The 18,036-nt window shown below is 61.8% G+C and carries 20 protein-coding genes; 16 read left to right on the top strand and 4 right to left on the bottom strand.

What is annotated here, in order from left to right:
• Nucleotides 1-83 precede the first annotated feature (83 nt).
• Nucleotides 84-887 carry a DUF2569 domain-containing protein gene (locus tag V7D69_RS07790; protein WP_333605503.1) on the bottom strand — a complete coding sequence of 268 codons (804 nt, stop codon included), beginning with the start codon at nucleotides 885-887 and terminating at the stop codon, nucleotides 84-86.
• Nucleotides 888-1,343: 456 nt separating this feature from the next.
• On the opposite strand from V7D69_RS07790, the gene V7D69_RS07785 reads away from it, so the two are divergent.
• The 14 genes from V7D69_RS07785 (at nucleotide 1,344) to V7D69_RS07720 (ending at nucleotide 13,382) form a co-directional block, all read left to right on the top strand.
• Complete coding sequence (locus tag V7D69_RS07785) at nucleotides 1,344-1,553, top strand: Flp family type IVb pilin (protein WP_324061295.1); 210 nt, start codon at nucleotides 1,344-1,346, stop codon at nucleotides 1,551-1,553.
• Nucleotides 1,554-1,656: 103 nt separating this feature from the next.
• Complete coding sequence (locus V7D69_RS07780) at nucleotides 1,657-1,866, top strand: Flp family type IVb pilin (RefSeq protein WP_324061296.1); 210 nt, start codon at nucleotides 1,657-1,659, stop codon at nucleotides 1,864-1,866.
• Between the two features lie 134 nt (nucleotides 1,867-2,000).
• Entirely contained in the window at nucleotides 2,001-2,933 is a 933-nt protein-coding gene (gene cpaB / locus V7D69_RS07775; protein WP_324061297.1) for a Flp pilus assembly protein CpaB, read from the top strand.
• A gap of 1 nt (nucleotide 2,934) precedes the next feature.
• A complete protein-coding gene (locus tag V7D69_RS07770; protein ID WP_333605502.1) occupies nucleotides 2,935-4,437 on the top strand; it encodes a type II and III secretion system protein family protein in 1,503 nt (500 codons plus the stop codon).
• Nucleotides 4,427-4,750 (top strand): hypothetical protein, encoded by a 324-nt coding sequence (locus tag V7D69_RS07765; RefSeq protein ID WP_333605501.1) that lies wholly within the window; start codon nucleotides 4,427-4,429, stop codon nucleotides 4,748-4,750. Before V7D69_RS07770 ends, V7D69_RS07765 begins: the two co-directional genes overlap by 11 nt.
• A 64-nt stretch (nucleotides 4,751-4,814) precedes the next feature.
• Entirely contained in the window at nucleotides 4,815-6,440 is a 1,626-nt protein-coding gene (locus V7D69_RS07760) for a TadE/TadG family type IV pilus assembly protein (protein WP_333605500.1), read from the top strand.
• The gene (locus V7D69_RS07755; RefSeq protein WP_333605499.1) at nucleotides 6,437-6,949 is read left to right on the top strand and encodes a TadE/TadG family type IV pilus assembly protein; all 513 of its coding nucleotides are present in this window, start codon (nucleotides 6,437-6,439) and stop codon (nucleotides 6,947-6,949) included. The genes V7D69_RS07760 and V7D69_RS07755 overlap by 4 nt, the downstream gene beginning before the upstream one ends.
• The gene (locus tag V7D69_RS07750) at nucleotides 6,946-7,590 is read left to right on the top strand and encodes a TadE/TadG family type IV pilus assembly protein (RefSeq protein WP_442947045.1); all 645 of its coding nucleotides are present in this window, start codon (nucleotides 6,946-6,948) and stop codon (nucleotides 7,588-7,590) included. The genes V7D69_RS07755 and V7D69_RS07750 overlap by 4 nt, the downstream gene beginning before the upstream one ends.
• Before the next feature lie 9 nt (nucleotides 7,591-7,599).
• A complete protein-coding gene (locus tag V7D69_RS07745; RefSeq protein WP_324061930.1) occupies nucleotides 7,600-8,787 on the top strand; it encodes an AAA family ATPase in 1,188 nt (395 codons plus the stop codon).
• A gap of 10 nt (nucleotides 8,788-8,797) precedes the next feature.
• The gene (locus V7D69_RS07740) at nucleotides 8,798-10,165 is read left to right on the top strand and encodes a CpaF family protein (RefSeq protein WP_414690947.1); all 1,368 of its coding nucleotides are present in this window, start codon (nucleotides 8,798-8,800) and stop codon (nucleotides 10,163-10,165) included.
• A gap of 1 nt (nucleotide 10,166) precedes the next feature.
• Nucleotides 10,167-11,168, top strand: a complete 1,002-nt coding sequence (locus tag V7D69_RS07735) for a type II secretion system F family protein (protein ID WP_333605497.1) — start codon at nucleotides 10,167-10,169, stop codon at nucleotides 11,166-11,168.
• A 1-nt stretch (nucleotide 11,169) separates the two neighbouring features.
• The gene (locus V7D69_RS07730; RefSeq protein ID WP_324061935.1) at nucleotides 11,170-12,144 is read left to right on the top strand and encodes a type II secretion system F family protein; all 975 of its coding nucleotides are present in this window, start codon (nucleotides 11,170-11,172) and stop codon (nucleotides 12,142-12,144) included.
• A gap of 2 nt (nucleotides 12,145-12,146) precedes the next feature.
• Nucleotides 12,147-12,881: a hypothetical protein gene (locus tag V7D69_RS07725; RefSeq protein ID WP_333605496.1), complete on the top strand. Its 735-nt coding sequence runs from the start codon at nucleotides 12,147-12,149 to the stop codon at nucleotides 12,879-12,881.
• Between the two features lie 15 nt (nucleotides 12,882-12,896).
• Nucleotides 12,897-13,382, top strand: coding sequence for an A24 family peptidase (locus V7D69_RS07720; RefSeq protein WP_333605495.1), 486 nt, complete (start codon nucleotides 12,897-12,899; stop codon nucleotides 13,380-13,382).
• 43 nt (nucleotides 13,383-13,425) lie between these two features.
• Here V7D69_RS07720 and V7D69_RS07715 read toward each other — a convergent pair whose 3' ends face one another.
• Both V7D69_RS07715 and ald read right to left on the bottom strand, forming a co-directional pair.
• Complete coding sequence (locus V7D69_RS07715) at nucleotides 13,426-14,052, bottom strand: M23 family metallopeptidase (RefSeq protein ID WP_333605494.1); 627 nt, start codon at nucleotides 14,050-14,052, stop codon at nucleotides 13,426-13,428.
• A gap of 231 nt (nucleotides 14,053-14,283) precedes the next feature.
• A complete protein-coding gene (ald, locus tag V7D69_RS07710) occupies nucleotides 14,284-15,423 on the bottom strand; it encodes an alanine dehydrogenase (protein WP_333605493.1) in 1,140 nt (379 codons plus the stop codon).
• A gap of 138 nt (nucleotides 15,424-15,561) precedes the next feature.
• Here ald and V7D69_RS07705 point away from each other — a divergent pair, with 138 nt between their 5' ends.
• Nucleotides 15,562-16,020: an Lrp/AsnC family transcriptional regulator gene (locus tag V7D69_RS07705; RefSeq protein WP_333605492.1), complete on the top strand. Its 459-nt coding sequence runs from the start codon at nucleotides 15,562-15,564 to the stop codon at nucleotides 16,018-16,020.
• A 31-nt stretch (nucleotides 16,021-16,051) separates the two neighbouring features.
• Here V7D69_RS07705 and V7D69_RS07700 read toward each other — a convergent pair whose 3' ends face one another.
• Nucleotides 16,052-17,812: a cation:proton antiporter domain-containing protein gene (locus V7D69_RS07700; protein ID WP_333605491.1), complete on the bottom strand. Its 1,761-nt coding sequence runs from the start codon at nucleotides 17,810-17,812 to the stop codon at nucleotides 16,052-16,054.
• A gap of 43 nt (nucleotides 17,813-17,855) precedes the next feature.
• On the opposite strand from V7D69_RS07700, the gene V7D69_RS07695 reads away from it, so the two are divergent.
• Nucleotides 17,856-18,036: hypothetical protein (locus V7D69_RS07695; RefSeq protein WP_333605490.1), on the top strand; the 181-nt coding region annotated here is incomplete at its 3' end.

Below are 18,036 nucleotides of genomic sequence, written 5' to 3'. Positions count from 1 at the left end.
CTGATCAGAGCACTTCAAAATTCCCCTTGCAAACGGGGCGGGCCATACGTTTTTTTGAGTAATCTGCTCTGAACGTTCGACGATCAGCCGCAACGGACCCTTTGTCGATAAGTCACATTCACCCTATTCGACAGGATCAAGTAAGGCAGCCACACCGCTGCGCTTATCAGCACCTTGTCGATATTGCCCCGCAGCAAGGTCTGAAGTGCATCGGCAACTTCCGCGGGCAGTCCGGCGGTGGCGGCCACTTGCTGCGCGATCAACAATTGCATCACCACGTCCAGGCCCCAGGCGAAGAGCAGCATGCGCGGGAAGTAAGGCACGCTGCGCAGCGCCAGCACGAAGCAGACCATGTAGAAGAAACCCATCACGATCACGTCGGCGGCCATCATATGGAACAGCGCCTGCCCCCATGGCGGGGCATGGCCGTTAAGCGGCGGCACGGCCACGAGAAATTCGAAGCTGCGCACCACCACATTCAGCAGCAGGCCGATCAGCAACGACGCCATGAAGCCCGTGGGGCCAAAGGCGGGATCGGCGCGCGCCTCTGTAACCGAAAGGCGGCGCCATTTGCCGTAAAATGCAAGCCTGATTTCCGGCTGTGCGGTCAGGGTGCCTGCGGGAAAGCTGCGCTCCGCCAGGCACAGGCCGGCCAGCGGCGCCGCGGCGATCAGCAGGTAGGGCAGGGCCAGTGCGGCCAGGTCAGCCGCGTCATTAACCGGGACCGGAGCAAATATCACGCGCGGAATACTGCCCAGCAGGAATACGATAGCCCATGCCGTGGCAATTACCGCCACGCGCCGGTTCAATGTTCGGGATATGCCGATGCTGCGGCGCGAAATACCCGCCGCGTAATCATTCGCCCCTGACTGAATAATGCGCCCCATTTGTCCCGCCACATTTGGCAGCCAGTTCGTGCGTCCGGCTTTCGGAATGGCAGTGAATACCTGCATCTGGCACCTGTCAAGCTTCGTCGCATCTGCTTCCACGACCAGCGCGACTCGGTTCTGGATCGAGTCGAGGGCTAACGGATTGTCCTTAGGAAACCGTTATTAACCGCTTATCTTTAGAAACTCGTCAGCCAATATATTGTAAAATAAGGAAATTTTTTTGATATACTTTTTCGTTTGACCGTTAGCTCGATTAGTGAACAATAAAAGGCGTTCCGGGGGGAACGGGGGAGTGGCGCCGGCGCAACTGTCGGTTAAACAACCGGAAACAGCTGCGCCGGCCCCGCGTCCCGCACTCCCCGAGCGGCTAACCGGAAATAGAGGCCGGGGCCATTGCATCAGGGCTCCCATGCGACAAGTGAAGGCGTGGGAGGAACGCAGGGGTGTTATCTCATGAAGACCTTTCTCAAGACCTTCCTCAAGGATGAGTCCGGCGCGTCTGCCGCCGAATATGCGCTGATCCTCGCTATCGTTGGCGTCGGCATTGGCGCGGCTGCTCTAGCATTGGGCAGCAACGTCAAGACGGCGATCACCCGCGCATCCGATAGCGTGTACGCTTGTAACGGTGGCGGTTCCGGTTCTGATTTCTCCAACTGCAAGTGAGTGTGTAATTTTCCAAGCGGGTAACCGGAAAAGGTTCCAGGGCTTTGGATCAGGTCTCCCATGCGAGGGGTGAATGCATGGGAGACCACACAGGGGGTGTATTATGAAGACTTTTCTCAAGACCTTCCTCAAAGATGATTCCGGGGCTTCGGCGGCGGAATATGCGCTGATCCTCGCCATCGTTGGCGTTGGCATTGGCGCGGCTGCTCTGGCACTGGGCAGCAACGTCAAGCAGGCGATCACGCGCGCTTCCAACAGCGTGTATGCTTGCAACGGCGGGGCGGACGGTAAGACGTTCACCGGTTGTCAATAAGTAATTAAGCTTAAAGACGATCTCGTCGATATATCTGGCGAGATCGTCCTACTACCAATCTTTTTAAGATGACCTTCACTTTTCTAAAATAGCTTGCATATTCAGGTGGGTTTCAGTCCACAGGGGGGCGGTAAATGCAGGGGCGTAATGTCCTGATCGTGGTCATCGCGATCGCCATTGGTCTGGTGGCGGTGGTGCTTGCCAACGCCTGGTTCTCAGGCGTGCAGCAGCGCCAGGTGCAGCAGGCCGAGCAGCAGAAGCTCGCACGTATCGTCGTGGCGGCTCAGCCTCTCGATTTCGGCACTAAGCTGACCGAACAGAACGTTCAACTGCAGAACTGGCCAGCGGGATCGGTGCCTGAAGGCGCCTTTACTTCCATTGCCGCCGCGCTGCAGGACAACCGCGTGGCGCTGCGGCCGATCGTGCCGGGTGAGCCGGTGTTGGCCAGCAAGGTCAGCGGCAAGGGCGGCCGCGCCACGCTGGCCGCGGTGCTTCCCGCCGGGATGCACGCTTATTCCATTCCCGCCAGCGCGCTGGACAGCGTGTCCGGCTTCGTCCTTCCCGGCACCATGGTCGACGTGCTGCTCACCCGCAAGATCGAGGGAGACGGCGCCATGTCGGAAGACATGCGTTCCGACGTGATCCTGCGCAACGTGCAGGTGCTGGCCGTCGATCAGTTCGCCAGTGACAAGGACGGCGATCCCAAAGTGGCTAAGACCGCCACGGTCGCGGTGACGCTGGCCGATGCCCAGCGTCTTTCGATCGCGGAGAAGATCGGTACGCTCAGCCTCGCGCTGCGCAAGGTGGAAGACGCGACGGGCGCCAACGGCGTCTATGCCGATGCGACGTCCACCGTCACCAACCGTCAATTGGGCGGCGGCCGCATCATCATCGGCAAGCGCCCCACGGCCATGGCGGCGGCCTCGCCCATGCCGGTGGCGGCGCTGGCCTCTGCCGCGAGGGCGTTCAAGAGCGCGGCGACGCATTCCGGCCCGAGCATGACCGTGGTTCGCGGCGTCGAGCCGACACTCTATCCGCTAAGCGGCGGCTTCTCGGGGAGCAAGTGACATGAAGTTTCTGACCGGCAGCATCGTCGCCCTTCTCACGGGCGTCGCGATGGCCGCGCCCGCCGCCGCCCTGGCCGCGATGCCGATGGCCAGCGCCGCGCGCCCCGGCGACATGGACGGCGCATCGCTTCATGCCGGCGAGCTTGAGGTTCCCGTCAACAAGAGCCAGGTCATCACCGCCGATCGGCCGATCGCCCGCGCAATGATCGGCAATCCGGATATCGCCGATGTGCTGCCGATCTCCGGTCGCTCCGTCTATGTCCTGGGCAAGAAGCTGGGCACCACCAGCCTGACGCTTTACGATGCCGGCAACCACGTGATCGCCATCATGGACGTGGCCGTGGGGCCGGACGTGGAGGGCCTGCGCCGCCAGCTTGCGCAATTGATCCCCGGCCAGCAGATCGACGTGCGGCTTTCCAACGGCTCCATCCTGCTTTCAGGCATGGTCAGCGATCCGGGCGCGGCGGACCGCGCGGCGCAGCTGGCCAAGGCGTTCGGCGGCGAAAGCGTCGTCAACCTCGTCAGCGTAGGCAGCAGCCAGCAGGTCATGCTGGAAGTGAAGTTCGCCGAAGTGAACCGCCAGGTGGGCGAACAGCTTGGCGTCAGCGGCTTCGGCGTCGCGCCGCGCGGCAATTTCAGCTCAGCGGTGGGGGACGGCGCCAGCTATACCAACACCAACGGCGCCAATACGCTGGGCCTGGGCGCGATCAGCAACGCCTTCGGCATCTTCAACCAGGCGTTCCACATCGGCGGCCTGAGCATCGATGCGACGCTGAACTCACTGGAAAAGCACGGCATGGCCAAGACCCTGGCCGAACCGACGCTGATCGCCCTTTCGGGAGAGCGCGCCTCGTTCCTGGCGGGCGGCGAGTTCCCGATCCCCGTGGCCCAGAACAGCGCGGGCACCGGCACCGGGACCGGCGGCAACGCCATCACCGTCGAGTTCAAGCCCTTCGGCGTCAGCCTGGGCTTCACCCCCACGGTGCTGGGCGACAAGGTCATAAGCCTGCTGATAGAGCCGGAAGTCAGCTCGATCGATCCTTCCGCCTCAGTCACCATCAACGGCCTGGTGATCCCCGGTCTGCAGACCCGCCGCGCCAGCACGACGGTGGAACTGCGCGACGGCGAAAGCTTCGCCATCGCCGGCCTGCTGCGCCGCGATTTCCAGACCACGGTGCGCCAGCTGCCGATCCTGGGCTCGATCCCGATCATCGGATCGCTGTTCCGTTCCTCCAGCTTCCAGAAGGGCGATACCGAGCTGCTGATCGTCGTTACGCCGCACCTCGTCTCGCCGCTGCGGCCTGAGCAGGTGCGCTTGCCGACCGACCGGGTGGAAGACCCGCGCGCGCTCGACGTGCTGATCGACGGCGAGGGCTATCGGCCGAAGGCGCTGGCACCGCAGGCGACGGCGGCCGCGCCTGCCGCTCCGCCGGCCGCGCCTGCCGCCGCTCCGGCTCCTGCTACGAATACTTCCGCCAAGAAGGGGCCGGGCTATGAATATTGATCGCGCGCGCTGGATGGCGCTGGCCGCCACGCTCCCCCTCCTCGCGGGGTGCGAGCAGGGGATCAACGGGTCAGTCAAACCGGCCTCCACCTTCGGCGAAGCCAATCGCCAGACGATGATGGCGCAAGTGATCGATCCCGATCCTCAGTACGAATACCTCGATCCTGCCACCAGCGCCGATCACGCCGCCCAGGCGGTCGAGCGCTATCGTACGGACAAGGTGAAGAAGCCGCAGACCATCCGCAGCACCCAGATCAACGGCGGCGGCGGCGGGGGCGGCGGCGGGGGCGGCGGCGGTGGCGGAGGCAGCTGATCCCGGACCCAGAGGCGCTTCGACGCGGTTCATACCCCCTTCCCCTTCAGGGGAGGGGTCGGGGGTGGGGGTTTTTGCACCGACCCTGCGTTTGCGGAAATCTCCCACCTCGACTTCTTCTTTGAAGAGAAGCGGCATGTTGCGTTCTTTCGCCCGCGATGAAGGTGGAGCGATCTCGTCGCTTTACGCCGTGGGCATCCTCGTCCTCGTCGCCATGGCGGGCATCGGGTTCGACTATGGCCGGTTGATGACGCTTAACAGCGAGTTGCAGAACGCCGCCGATCAGGCCGCGCTCGCAGCAGCGACCCAGCTTGACGGTCGCGATGATGCGATGACGCGCGCGCGCAGCGCGGCGACCAACGCCTTCGCGACGGCAACCAGTTCTTATGTAAACCAGACCCGCATCGCCAATGACGGCAGCGGGCGGCCGATCACGAACCTGACGTTCCAGTTCTACGACAGCTACAGCAGCGGCGGCGATACGCTGGGCACTGAACTGACGGACGACACCAAGGGCGCGCAGGCGCAAGTCGTGCAGGTTACGGTCAATGCTCGCAAGGTGTTCTACGCCCTGACACCGCTGATCGGCGCGTTCAACTCGGGCAATGTGATCGGCAAGGCCACGGCGATACTGCAGCAGGCGACCTGCAACGTTACGCCAATGTTCTTCTGTGTGCCTCACGATGCCAACGGCAATAACATCCTCGATTTTCCAAGACCAAGCGATGTGGGTAAGGAATTGAAGCTGCATTTGCGGAATAATGCGAGCGAGGCTTTCACTCCCGGCAATTTTGGCTTTCTCAATGTGCCGTGGGGCACTCCCCCTCAACAAAACAGGCAATTGGGCTTGAATACGGCGGCGGCGGGATGCTTTGTTTCCACGCCCGATCAGCAAACGAGTCCCGGTTCGGTTACCCCCGAGGGTAATTCGCTGAACACTCGCGTGGATATTTATAATTCGCCCGTGAAGACAAGTGATTGTAATACGTCTACGGGGGATTATTGTCCTTCTGAAAACGTGACAAAGGACTGGGTAAACGTTCAAACATTCAATAACAGCCAGACCGCAAATCCCGGTTGTTCCAGTACCCCTTCGAACACATGGTCCCGATATAACCAGGTTTCCGGGCTGACGAATCCAGGTTATCCTGACGATTCCACTTTCAGCGGGCCGTTGGGAGACGGGAATTGGTCACCTTCGACATGGCTCGCAAACAACCATCCGACAAAACAATTGAGCAATATTCCCGACTCAGACGGAAATGGTTCAATCAGTCGCTACGAAGCGTTCTTGTGGGAACTGGGGGACAAGACCAATCTGCTGCAATCACCACGGGCCATCTCCGGGGGCCCCGCACCCACACAGGGTAAAAACGGCAAATGGTCCGGTACGCTCTATTGCGCTTATCCCCAACCGGCCAACCTCCCCCAAGCGCCTGCTTTCCCGGCCAGCACTAGCCAAAAGGATCGCCGTATTCTGACCGCAGGTGCGGTGGCCTGCGAGAATGGTTATCCGAATGGATCGGCGCCAGTGCAAATCTTGCGGTGGGTTGACCTGTTCCTTGTCCGCCCCGTCAATACGGGGAGCGAGACGGATTTTAATACGGAAGTTATTGGCGGAGCTCGTCAAGCCAACGGCAACTCTGGGTTCCAGTACTTCGGCAAGCGCAAGGCGGTGCTGATCCGATGAGCTTGCGCGGCTTTCTTTCTTCCGACAAGGGCACCGCTTCGGCCGAGTTCGCGCTCGTGCTGCCGATGCTTGTCGTGCTGATGTTCGGTGGGTTTGAAGCGGGCTATTTCATCTGGATGCAGCATAAGCTGACAGAAGCTGTGCGCGATGGTGCGCGCTTTGCCTCGCGGATGAACATTAACGATTTCTGCAATGGAGCGACGCTTAAAAGCGATGCGACCTACACCACCGATATCACCAACATCAAATTGCTCACTCGTACGGGACAATTGGCCAGCACCAGCGCGCCGGCCAAAGTGCCCGGCTGGGCAGACGGGCAAGTCACGGTGACGGTGACCTGCGAGGGTTTCGTGAGCACCGGCATCTACAACGATCTCGGCAATGCCGGGCCGGTGGTCACAGTTTCGGCCACTAACGTCGCTTATCCCTCGCTGTTTCACGGGCTGGGCGTTCTGAAATCCACCATCAACCTCAATGCCACGTCCAACGCGGCGGTGATCGGCGTATGAGGGTGCTGCGATCTTTCCTTTGCGATCAGCGCGGCTCGACAGCGGCGGAGTTCGCGCTGGTATTGCCGGTCGCGCTGTTGTTCCTGCTCGGCATCATTGATGTGGGCCGCTATGCCTGGACCTTCAACCGGCTGGAAAAGGCGGTGCAGATGGGCACGCGCTATGCCGTGGCCACAAGCGTGGTGCCGGGCGGGCTGAACACCAAGAACGATTTCGTCGGCATCACTTGCAACGGCAAGACGCTTGGCCCTGGCGATCCGATCGCTTGCACGGACGCCATCGGCACGATCTCGTGCACCGGGGGGGCATCGGTATCCTGCACCTGTGCGGCGACCACTCAGGCGAAGTCGTGCACGGGATTGCCGGGTACTGTGAACACCACGGCATTCACGGACATCGTTTCGCGCATGCAGGTTATCCTGCCGTCGATCCAGCCAACCAACGTGACCGTGAAATACAGCGGCTCGGGCATCGGCTACGCGGGTGATCCCAGCGGGCTGAGCCAGGTGGCGCCGGTGGTGACGGTGCAGGTGGCGAGCGTGGCGTTCAGGGCCTTGGTACTTTTCGGGGGGAGTGTGTCGCTGCCGGCCTTCAGCTATTCGCAGACGCTGGAGGATGGCGATGGGGCAGTGGCTTATTGAGGGGCGATAATGGGCAACTTCGAAACTCTCTCTGATCTGAAGGTCGACATGGCTTTTTCCCTTCCCGGTGACCTCTACGTCGTCGCGAGCGAGCATGAGATCGAACGGCTGCGCATGGCGCGCCCGGTTGACGGCTTCAACCGAGCGACGTTCGTTGCGCTAAGCTCGGCCGCGCCGATGCCCGCAAGCGTCATCGCCGCCGCGAAAATCCTGGTGCTGGAAGTCGATCCGGACAATGAGGCTTCGCTGCGCCGCATCGCCTCGATCCGCAAGGAACGCGCCGACCTGCCGATCATCGCGGCGCTGGCGCGTGCGGATGTCTCGGTGGTGAGAATGCTGATCCGGCAGGGCGTGTTCGACGTGGCGACATTGCCTTTCCATCCGGAAGAGCTTGCCTCGCAAGTGCTGGACGCAACCGCCAGGCTGGCGGAACAGGCGTCCGAGGTCGAGCTGGCGCCGCTTTTTACCGTGGTCCGCAGCATCGGCGGTTGCGGTGCGACCTCGGTTGTCACCCATCTGGCCGCCGCGCTTTCGCAAGTCAGCGATGCATCTAGGGGCGTTTGCGTCGCCGACTTCGACCTGCAAGGGGGCGACGTTGCATCGTTCCTGGGGCTTGAGCCGAAGGATACCGTTGCCGCCCTTGTGGAAGCCAGTGAGCGGCTTGACAACGATCTGCTGAAAAGCGTCATCACGCCGACCCGGCACGGCTTCTCGGCCATCGCCGCGCCGGCCGCGATCACGCCGCTGGATTCGCTCGATGTCGATCAGGCGCTGAAGATCCTGAAATTGCTGCGCCGGCAATTCGATTACGTGCTGCTGGATTTGCCCGCCGACTGGACCAACTGGGCCCTTTCCGCCGCAGTGGCTTCCAGCCGGGTTCTGGTCGTGACCGATCTTTCGATCGCCAGCCTGCGCCAGGCCAAGCGGCGCTTGCAGTTGCTGGATTCGATCGGAGTGGAGCGCTCTCACGTGCAGGTCGTGGTCAATCGCGTCGAACGCCGGTTGTTCAAGACCATCGGCGTCGACGAAGTGAAGGAAGTGCTCAATTGCGAGGTGATCGCCAGCCTGGCCACTGAAGGGCCGGCGCTGCGCTCCGCACAGGATCAGGGACTGCTCATCACTGAGGTTGCAGGCAGGAGCAAGTTCTTCAACGATATCCGCGAGCTCGCCACCTCGGTTGCCCGGAAGGAAGGGTAGGCTCATGACCATCTGGAACGTTCGAAGAAGCGACGATGCGGCCAGGTTGCGGCCCGGCCTTTCGGAAAGCATAAGAGCGGACGAGCCCTCGTATCCGCAGGAGAACGACCGCAAGCTGGCGCTCAAGGTCTCTATCCATCGCAAGCTGCTCGACAAGATCAATCTGGCCGCGCTTGACCAGTTCACGCGCGAGCAGATCGAGGCCGAAATCAAGGATATCGTGCTGGAGCTTCTGGAAAGCCAGCGCGAATTGCTGAATGCCCGCGAGCGTCAGGAACTGGTGACGGAGGTTCTTGACGAACTGTTGGGCCTGGGCCCGCTGGAGCCGTTGCTGAAGGACCAGACGATCACCGACATTCTGGTGAACGGACCGGACACGGTATTCGTCGAGCGCGGCGGCCTGCTGGAGAAGGTGTCCACCCGTTTCCAGGACGACAAGCACTTGCTGCGCATCATTCAGAAGATCGTCAGCGCGGTGGGCCGCCGCATCGACGAATCCTCTCCTTATGTCGATGCCCGCCTTGCCGACGGTTCACGCGTGAACGCGATCATTCCGCCGCTGGCGATCGACGGTTCCACATTATCCATCCGCAAGTTCGCCAAGCAGCGCATCAGCATGGAACGCCTGGTCGAGCTGGGCAGCGTGCCCGTGCCGATGGCGGAAGTGATGAAGGCCATCGTCAGGGCGCGCCGCAACGTGCTGATCTCGGGCGGCACGGGGTCGGGTAAGACGACCCTGCTGAACGCCATGTCGTCTTTCATCGACCACCGCGAGCGGATCGTGACGATCGAGGATTCGGCGGAACTGCAATTGCAGCAGGAACATATCGTGCGCCTGGAGACGCGGCCGCCCAATCTGGAAGGCAAGGGCGAGGTGTCTCAGCGCGATCTTGTGAAGAACGCGCTGCGCATGCGGCCGGACCGGATCATCATCGGCGAAGTTCGCGCCGGTGAAGCATTCGACATGCTGCAGGCGATGAACACCGGCCATGATGGATCGATGACTACGGTTCACGCCAATACGCCGCGTGACGCGCTGGCCCGCGTCGAACAGATGATCGGCATGAGCGGGATCGACATCACGCCCCGGTCCGCCCGCACGCAGATCGCTTCCGCGATTAACGTAGTGATCCAGGTCGCTCGTCTGATGGACGGCCGCCGCCGCGTCGTCAGCCTTTCCGAGGTTACCGGCATGGAAGGCGATACTATCACCATGCAGGAGATATTCCGTTTCAAGGCCACCGGCCGGGCGGATGACGGGACGGTGCTGGGGCATTTTGAGGCGACCGGCATCCGGCCAAAGTTGCTCAACGATGCGAGAGCTTACGGGATCGAACTTTCAGCGGAGCTTTTCCGCCCGGAACTTCAGATGAACTGACATGACCGACTTGCTCATCCGCCTCCTTGCCCTGCTGGGCATTTTCGCTTCGATCTTCCTGCTGTCACAGGTCGTGCTTGGAGCGGCGTGGCGTGGCCGTGCGCGCTATGCCGCAGTCAACCAGCGCCTTCGCATGATCCGCGAGGGGGCCAATAGGCAGGATATCGCGCTCCGGCTGCGCAAGAACATTCCTCAGAACTTCGACGGCTATCCTCTTCCTGTCGCCAGGGTTCTTCACGCGTTTCAGCTCACTCTTTTCGCTTCGGCAGCGCCCCTTTCGCTGGAGCAGGTGTTGCTGGGAATGGCGGCCCTGTTCGGCGTTACGCTGTTCATTCTGATTATGGTCACCGCCGTCACGGGCTTTGCATTGGGGGTGGGCATTTTCGTCATGCTGGCGACAGTGGCCGCCGCCGTCGGCATAGGTCTGCCGGTCATGATGCTCAACTGGCGGGCTCAGCGCCGGCGCAAGAAGGTGGAGGAACAGTTTCCCGTCGCGCTGGACGTTTTCGTTCGCGCCTTGCGCAGCGGCCACCCGGTGGCTTCCGCCATTGAGCTGTTGACGGAGGAAATGGCCGACCCGATCGGCAGTGAGTTTGGCCTGGTGTCGGATGAGGTCGCTTACGGCGCGGACCTGACTGACGCTGTCGAGGCGATGGCGGACCGATGGGATCTGGAGGATATTCGCATGTTCGTCGTCTCGCTGGCTGTGCAGACCGAGACCGGCGGCAATCTGGCTGAAATTCTCGACAATCTGGCAGAGGTGATCCGCGCGCGCGCAAGCCTTTACCGCAAGGTACGCTCGCTGAGTTCGGAAGGGCGGATGACGGGATGGATGCTGACGGTCCTGCCGGTCCTTACCTTCATCGGCATGTTCCTGGTCAATCCAGGTTTCTATCTCGACGCCAGCCACGACATCATATTTGTGATCGGCTTTCCAGGGCTGATCCTGCTTTATCTGCTGGGCGTGCTGTGGATCCGGCACCTGGTGAACATAAAGGTCTGATATGCTGGAGATGTTCGTTCAGAGTTCGGTGGCTCGCCCGCTTCTTCTGGCGGCGATCTTCTGCATTGTCGCGCTGAGCGCGAGCCTTATTCTGTTTGGCTTCAATCGGCGTTACGCCGTGCGCACGCAGCTCAGGGATCTCGCCGGCGATCTTGAAATCGCACCGACATCGCGACGATTGCGCTCGCGGGAGGTTGAAGGTGCCTGGGCCAGACTTGCGGCGGCGGTGGAGGCTGCGGGTCTCAATCTGGCGGATACGAACAGCGAACGCCTGACGCAGAAGCTGCGAGCAGCCGGGTTCAATTCGCCGTCCGCGCCAAGGATCTATACGCTGGTGCGGCTGGTCCTGATATTCGCCGTACCGCTCGGCTATGTGATGTTGTCCTATTCGGGAGGGCAGCCGCCTTCGTTCCTGCGGCTTTATGTCATCGGATCGCTTCTGGCGGTCCTCGGTCTGTTGCTGCCTGGCCTTTACGTTCAGGCCAGGGCTGATCGGCGCAAGGAAGCCATCATTAACGGATTTCCCGATTGCCTGGACTTGCTGCTGGTATGCGTGGAATCGGGCCTGGGCCTGGAAGCGGCGATGGACCGGGTGGGACGAGAGATGGTCATATCGCAGCCGGCGGTGGCGCAGCTACTGTCGATTACCGTATTGCAGCTTCGAGCGGGCGCATCCCGCGAGGAGGCGTTTCGCAAGCTGGCCAGCGCTTCGGCAGTGGACGAGATTCAATCGTTCACCACCTTGCTGATCCAATCCGACCGGCTGGGAAGCAGCATTTCCTCCACGCTGCGCGTTTACGCCGCGGAGATGCGTGAAAAACGCCGGATGCGCGCGGAAGAAAAGGCGCATCGCTTGCCGGTTCTCATTTCGATCCCGCTAGTGGTCTGCATGCTGCCGGTGATGATCGGCACTCTGATGCTGCCTGCGGTCGTGATGGTCGTAAGGCAGGTCTTCCCCCTGATGCTTGGGAGGTGAAAATGCGCATTCGTTCTTCTACGGCGATAATGCTGGCGGCGACGGCTTCCTTTCTGGGCGGTTGCAGTTCGATTTTCGGGGGGCATCACTTCACCGCGCAGGAGCAACAATGGATGCAGTACGCGTCGGAGCCTGCGGGATATGCCCAAGCGCAGATGGCGCAAGGGCGCCAGGCTCTGCAGGATGAGCAGTACGGAGCGGCCATCATCGCCTTTCGCAACGCGCAGCGCTTTCCGGAATGCGCCGCGGCGGCCGCGAACGGGCTGGGCGTGGCTTACGCCCAGATCGGGCGAACGGACGTGGCTGAACATTACTTTGAACTGGCAGTATCACAGGCGCCGGAGGACCGCCGTTTCAGCGCCAATCTGGATCGGCTCCGTTATCAGCTGGCCGCCACGCAGACCGCCAGCGCGATCCTGACCGCTGATGCTTCGCAGGGTTCGGCTAACGCCGTGCGGGCGGCCTTTCCGGGCACGGCGTTGCGCGCTGGAATCCGCGTGGAAGAACCACAAGCAAAAATGGCGCGCGTGTCGCAGACGGAGGTTCGCCTCGCCACCGCTGACGCGGGGCAACCGGACTTGCGGCGCCGCGCGCCTGCGGCAAGCGTCATGGCGACCAGCGTTGACACGGCGGCACGCCGTCGTAATCCCAACTATCCCATCCGTATCGAACTTGCGCCTCGAGCGATGGCTGATGCGGGGGATAGGCAGAACTATCCTGTGCGGATCGCCTTCTAAACAAGGCGGAGAGGTATGAACACACTTCAGTTCGCGCAGATCGGGATGCTTACAGTTATCGCCGTGACGGGCAGCGCATTCGATATCAAGCTGCGACGTTTGCCGAACTGGCTGTGCCTGTTCGCGCTGGTTATTGGCCTTGGGATGGCATTCCTGGATACCGGTTCGCAAGCTTTTACATCAAATGCTCTTCATGCACTTGTGGCGCTGGCGGTCGGGATGGTCCTGTTCGGGCTCGGCACGATTGGTGCTGGGGACGCCAAATTCTACGCAGCCCTTGCCTCATGGTTCACCATTGGAAGCGCGCCGTTTTTTATCCTGTCGACGGCGCTGGCCGGATTGGTGCTGTTGATCGTGTGGTTCCCGCTGCGGCGGCTTGCCGTTCACAAGCTGTCCGCCGGCAGCCTGGTGGGCAAAGACGCCTTCGGGAAGTTGCCGTTCGGCGTGGCGATCGGTGCAGGAGCCGTTCTGCTTCAGACGGCGTCAGCGCTGGCGGCTTAGATCCGACCGGTTTCAAGTCGGACCGGATCGGTCGAGAAGTGCCCTAACGCGATGCGGCCCTTCCCAATGGATTGACTGGTTGTCCGTTTACCCGGACTTCGTAATGCAGATGAGGTCCCGTAGACAGGCCGGTGGACCCGACCAGGCCAAGCAGATCGCCCGCGTGAACGCGCTGTCCGGCAACGACGTTCAAACGCGACATGTGGCCATAGCGAGTCTGAATGCCGCCGCCGTGATCGACTTCAACGAACATGCCGTAGCCGCCGTGCCATGATGCCATGCGCACCATGCCGTCAGACGGCGCGACGATGGGAGTGCCGATCGGAGCCGCCAGGTCAATGCCGGCATGCAGTCGGCGAACATCCAGCAAAGGATGCGAACGCATGCCGAAGCCGCTGGTCAGAGCCACAGCCGAGACAGGCAGGCGCGAAGGGAGCATGCCATTGCCGAACGTCGGCTCGCTGTTCCTCCTGCTGGGCCGCGTGGCAATATACTGCGCGAAGTCGATCGGATTTCCCAGAGCGTCTCCGGCTCTGCTGACAGTTATTCCTGCCGCGCCTGGCGTTTCGACCTGGATGGACGCCGTGCCGAATGTCTCCACGGTGACTGCCGCGGCTTGATCGACCGGCGCGCCGGCGAGGGGAGTCGCGGCAGGCAGGGGCGACGCCACCAGCGAACTCAGGAGAAGGCAACCTGCCTGCCCGGCAGCCAAACGGCGTAAGCGCCTTTTCGATGACAATTGCCCGATTGCCTTCATTGCAGCCCCCCCGGCCTCGGCGAAGTTCCGACCGCGACGAAACACTCCCCACCGAAGTTCTTTTACACTATTATCCCAAGGCAGTTCAGAAAAAAGCGCCGTCTGACCGAAAACGGCACGGCCGCTACTGCTTTCGCGATCGAGCTATGCCCGGCGTATCGTGGGCCGGAAGGTGAGCACCTCGGCTACGGGCGTGTAATCGTATCCCAGTTCGCGGGCTACGGCTTCGTAAGTCACTTTGCCCGCATGCACGTTAAGCCCGTTTGCAAGATGCGCATTCGCCTTGAGCGCCGCCTTCCAGCCCAGGTCCGCGATCGCCAGCGCGTGCGGCAAGGTGACGTTGTTGAGCGCGTAGGTGCTAGTGCGGGCCACCGCACCCGGCATGTTGGCGACGCAATAGTGGACGACACCATCAATCACGAAAGTCGGCTCGGCATGAGTTGTAGGATGGCTGGTCTCAAAGCAGCCGCCCTGGTCGATGGCCACGTCGACGAGCACCGCGCCAGCCTTCATCGTGCCCAGCATCTCGCGCGTGACCAGTTTGGGCGCGGCGGCGCCGGGGGTGAGCACGGCGCCGATCACAAGATCGGCCTCCGCGACGCATTCCTCAAGGTTGGCGGTGCTTGAAAAGCGTGTCTTGGCGCTGGCCTCGAAATGGATGCCGAGACGTTCGAGAACATCCGGGTTGCGGTCGAGAATGGTCACGTCCGCACCCAGGCCCACCGCCATCTGCGCGGCGTTGAAGCCAACCACGCCCCCGCCGATGACCGCCACCTTGCCCGGCATGACTCCCGGCACGCCGCCCAGCAATACGCCTCGCCCGCCGTGCGCCTTCTCGAGCGCCGTCGCGCCCGCCTGGATCGACATGCGCCCCGCGACCTGGCTCATCGGCTTAAGCAGCGGCAGCGAACCGCCTGGCCCAGTCACCGTCTCGTAGGCGATGGCGGTCACGCCTGATTTCACCAGGTCGGCCGTTTGCTCCGGGTCCGGGGCGAGGTGCAGATAAGTGTACAGGATCTGCCCCTCGCGCAGCAGGGCGCGCTCAGTGGCTTGAGGCTCCTTCACCTTCACGATCATCTCACAGCCCGCGAAGACTTCGGCAGGGGCGGCGATCAGTTTCGCGCCGGCGCGTTCGTAATCGGCATCGCTGGCGCCGATGCCCAATCCCGCGCCGCTTTCCACCCACACCTCGTGCCCGTGCCGCACCAATTCATGCGCGCTTTCGGGCGTCAGGCCGACGCGGTATTCGTGGTTCTTGATTTCCCTGACGGTTCCGACACGCATCGCCCGACTCCGGTGTAGTTGTCTGCCATGACAAAAAATACACCTGGCGCCTTGCAATGTTTCACCGAAAGTGGCCTGGTTCTCATTTCTGGCAGGATTATTTTCCGGAATGTGGCAGAATGGGGCGGAAAATTCACCATGGATAGAGCGGACCGCGCCTTGCTTCAGGCGCTCCAAGCAGATTCCTCACGATCGATCGCCGAACTGTCAGCGATCGTGCATCTTTCCCCCTCAGCTTGTCATCGCCGGATCAAGGCGCTGGAGGAACAGGGCCTGATTCTGGGCTATGCGGCGAGAGTGGATTCCCGGCGCTTGGGGCTTTCAGTGGAAGTTTTCGTGGAGATCACACTTAACAGCCAAAGCCGCGAGGCCATGGAACGTTTTGAACGCGCCGTGAGCGATTTCGATGACATTCTGGAATGCCACCTGATGAGCGGCGCAGCCGATTATCTGCTGCGCATCGCCGCAGCCGATCTCGATCATTACGACCGCGTCCATCGCGACTGCCTGGCCCGTTTGCCCGGCGTATCTTCGATGAAGACCAGCTTTTCGCTTCGACGGATCAAGCGGTTCGCGGGCTATTCGGCGCCGGTTTGACGGCGCCAAGAGGGTGAAGCGTCCGCGAAAATCATTCGCCTCCCTCTTCGCGTATCGGTTGCGTCAGGATACGGTCGCGCGCCGCGCGCAGATCGCCCGCTTCAAGCTGAAGGGAAAGCCTCTCCTTGTCGCGCGCGCGATAGATGTCTTCGGCCCTGTCAATGTCCTCAAGCGAAACGCCGAGCCCCTCTAGAGCATGGCGGGCCACGACGACCGCGGATTCCATAACTTCGCGGGTGATTGATCGGAGCGGCGCATCCTTGAGACGTAGCAGGCCGCCCCGATCGAAGACCCGCGCATGGATCTCGGCCTTGGGAAAGGCGTTGTGCACGGCATGAAGAAAATTCTCAGTCAGCTGATCGCCATCGATGCAGAACAGGATCAGCTCGGCGTTGGCGGCGCCCGCCTGGCGCAACAGATCTATGCGGGTGCCGTCTCCGAAGTAGACCTTGGCGCCGAACCCGCCCGCCACATCAATCATCTGCGTGTCGGTATCGATCAGTGTCACTTTGATATCGGCCGCCAGCAGGATTTGCGCCACCGTCTGGCCGAAGCGGCCGTAGCCGACGACCAGAGCATTGGCTTCCTCGTCCTGCGGCCCTTCCCGTTCTTCCTTGTTCGCGGGCATTTCTCGGATGCGCCGCGTCGCCATCATCAGGAAGGGCGTCGTCACCATCGATAGGGTGACGATAGCGCCGAACAGGCTGGCCGCCTCCGGCCGGATCAGCCAGGCTTGGCTGGCCTGCGCGAAGAGCACGAAACCGAACTCGCCGCCCTGGCTGAGCAACAGTCCGAGCGCCAGGGCATTGCGCCACTCCATCCGAAATAGCAGTCCAAGGAAGAATATCGCCGTGGATTTCACGGCGATCAGCGCGAATGCCATGGAAATCACGAACGCCGGCCGCTGGGCGATGGCGGACAAGTCCAACATCATCCCCACCGACATGAAGAACAGGCCAAGCAGGATCGACCGGAATGGTTCGACATCGGCTTCCAGTTCGTGGCGATAGGGGCTGTCCGCCAGCATGACGCCCGCGACGAAGGCGCCCAGCGCCGTGGAAAGCCCAAGGATCTGCATTAGGGCTGCCGCGGCGATCACCGTAAACAGCGCGGCGAAGACGAACATCTCTCGTTCGCCCAGATTGCCGATCAGGCGGAATAGCGGCCGGATAAGAAAGCGGCCGGCGGCGATCAGGCCGGCGATGGCAAGAACCGTGGTCAGCGCCAGTTGCCAGCCGGGCGGGCCCGCGGGCAAGCCGGGGTTGCGATTCATCGCGGCGATGATGGTGATGAGCGGAATGATCGAAAGGTCCTGAAACAGCAGAATCGCGAACGATCGTTCCCCAAAAGGCGTGTGCAGGCGTCCGGCGCTCCGCAACATCGGCAGCACCTGCGCGGTCGACGACAGGCCCAGCGGCAAGCCCAGCGCCAGCGCTGCTTCAAGACTGAAGCCGGCCAGAAGATGGATCACCGCCGTTACCGCCAGCCCGCACAGTGCGACCTGCAGTAAGCCAAGGCCGAAGATCTCGCCGCGCATGCGCCACAAGCGGCGCGGCGCCAGTTCCAGGCCCACAATGAACAACAGCAGCGTGATGCCAAGCTCCGCGATGCCGATCTTGCCCTGCGGATCGCCGATAAGATTGAGCACATAGGGGCCCAGGACCGCCCCCGCGAGCAGATATCCGAGGGTGGCGCCCAGGCCGAGCCGACGAAACAGCAAGACGAAGACAAGCGCCGTTCCCAGCAGCAGGAAACCGTCCTGCAGCAGAAAATCCTGCGCATGTTGTTCCATTGGGACGTCTTTCAGGTGAGCGACGGGGAAAGCGGCACCACTTTTGTTCCGTAGCCGCCTTCGCGGTCAAGCATTTTGCGATGACGGCGAAGGCGCCGCCGATATACTTTATAAAATTGTATATCAAAACGGAACGCTTCTTAATGCACGAGAGCCGAGCAATGGCGGCCTACAACGGATTCCCGTTTTCATCCCGATAGATGTCGCGCCGGCCCACGTGGTTA

It is taken from the genome of Novosphingobium sp., assembly GCF_036733805.1.
GTDB lineage: Bacteria > Pseudomonadota > Alphaproteobacteria > Sphingomonadales > Sphingomonadaceae > Novosphingobium.
This window is presented reverse-complemented; position numbering and strand designations above follow the sequence as displayed.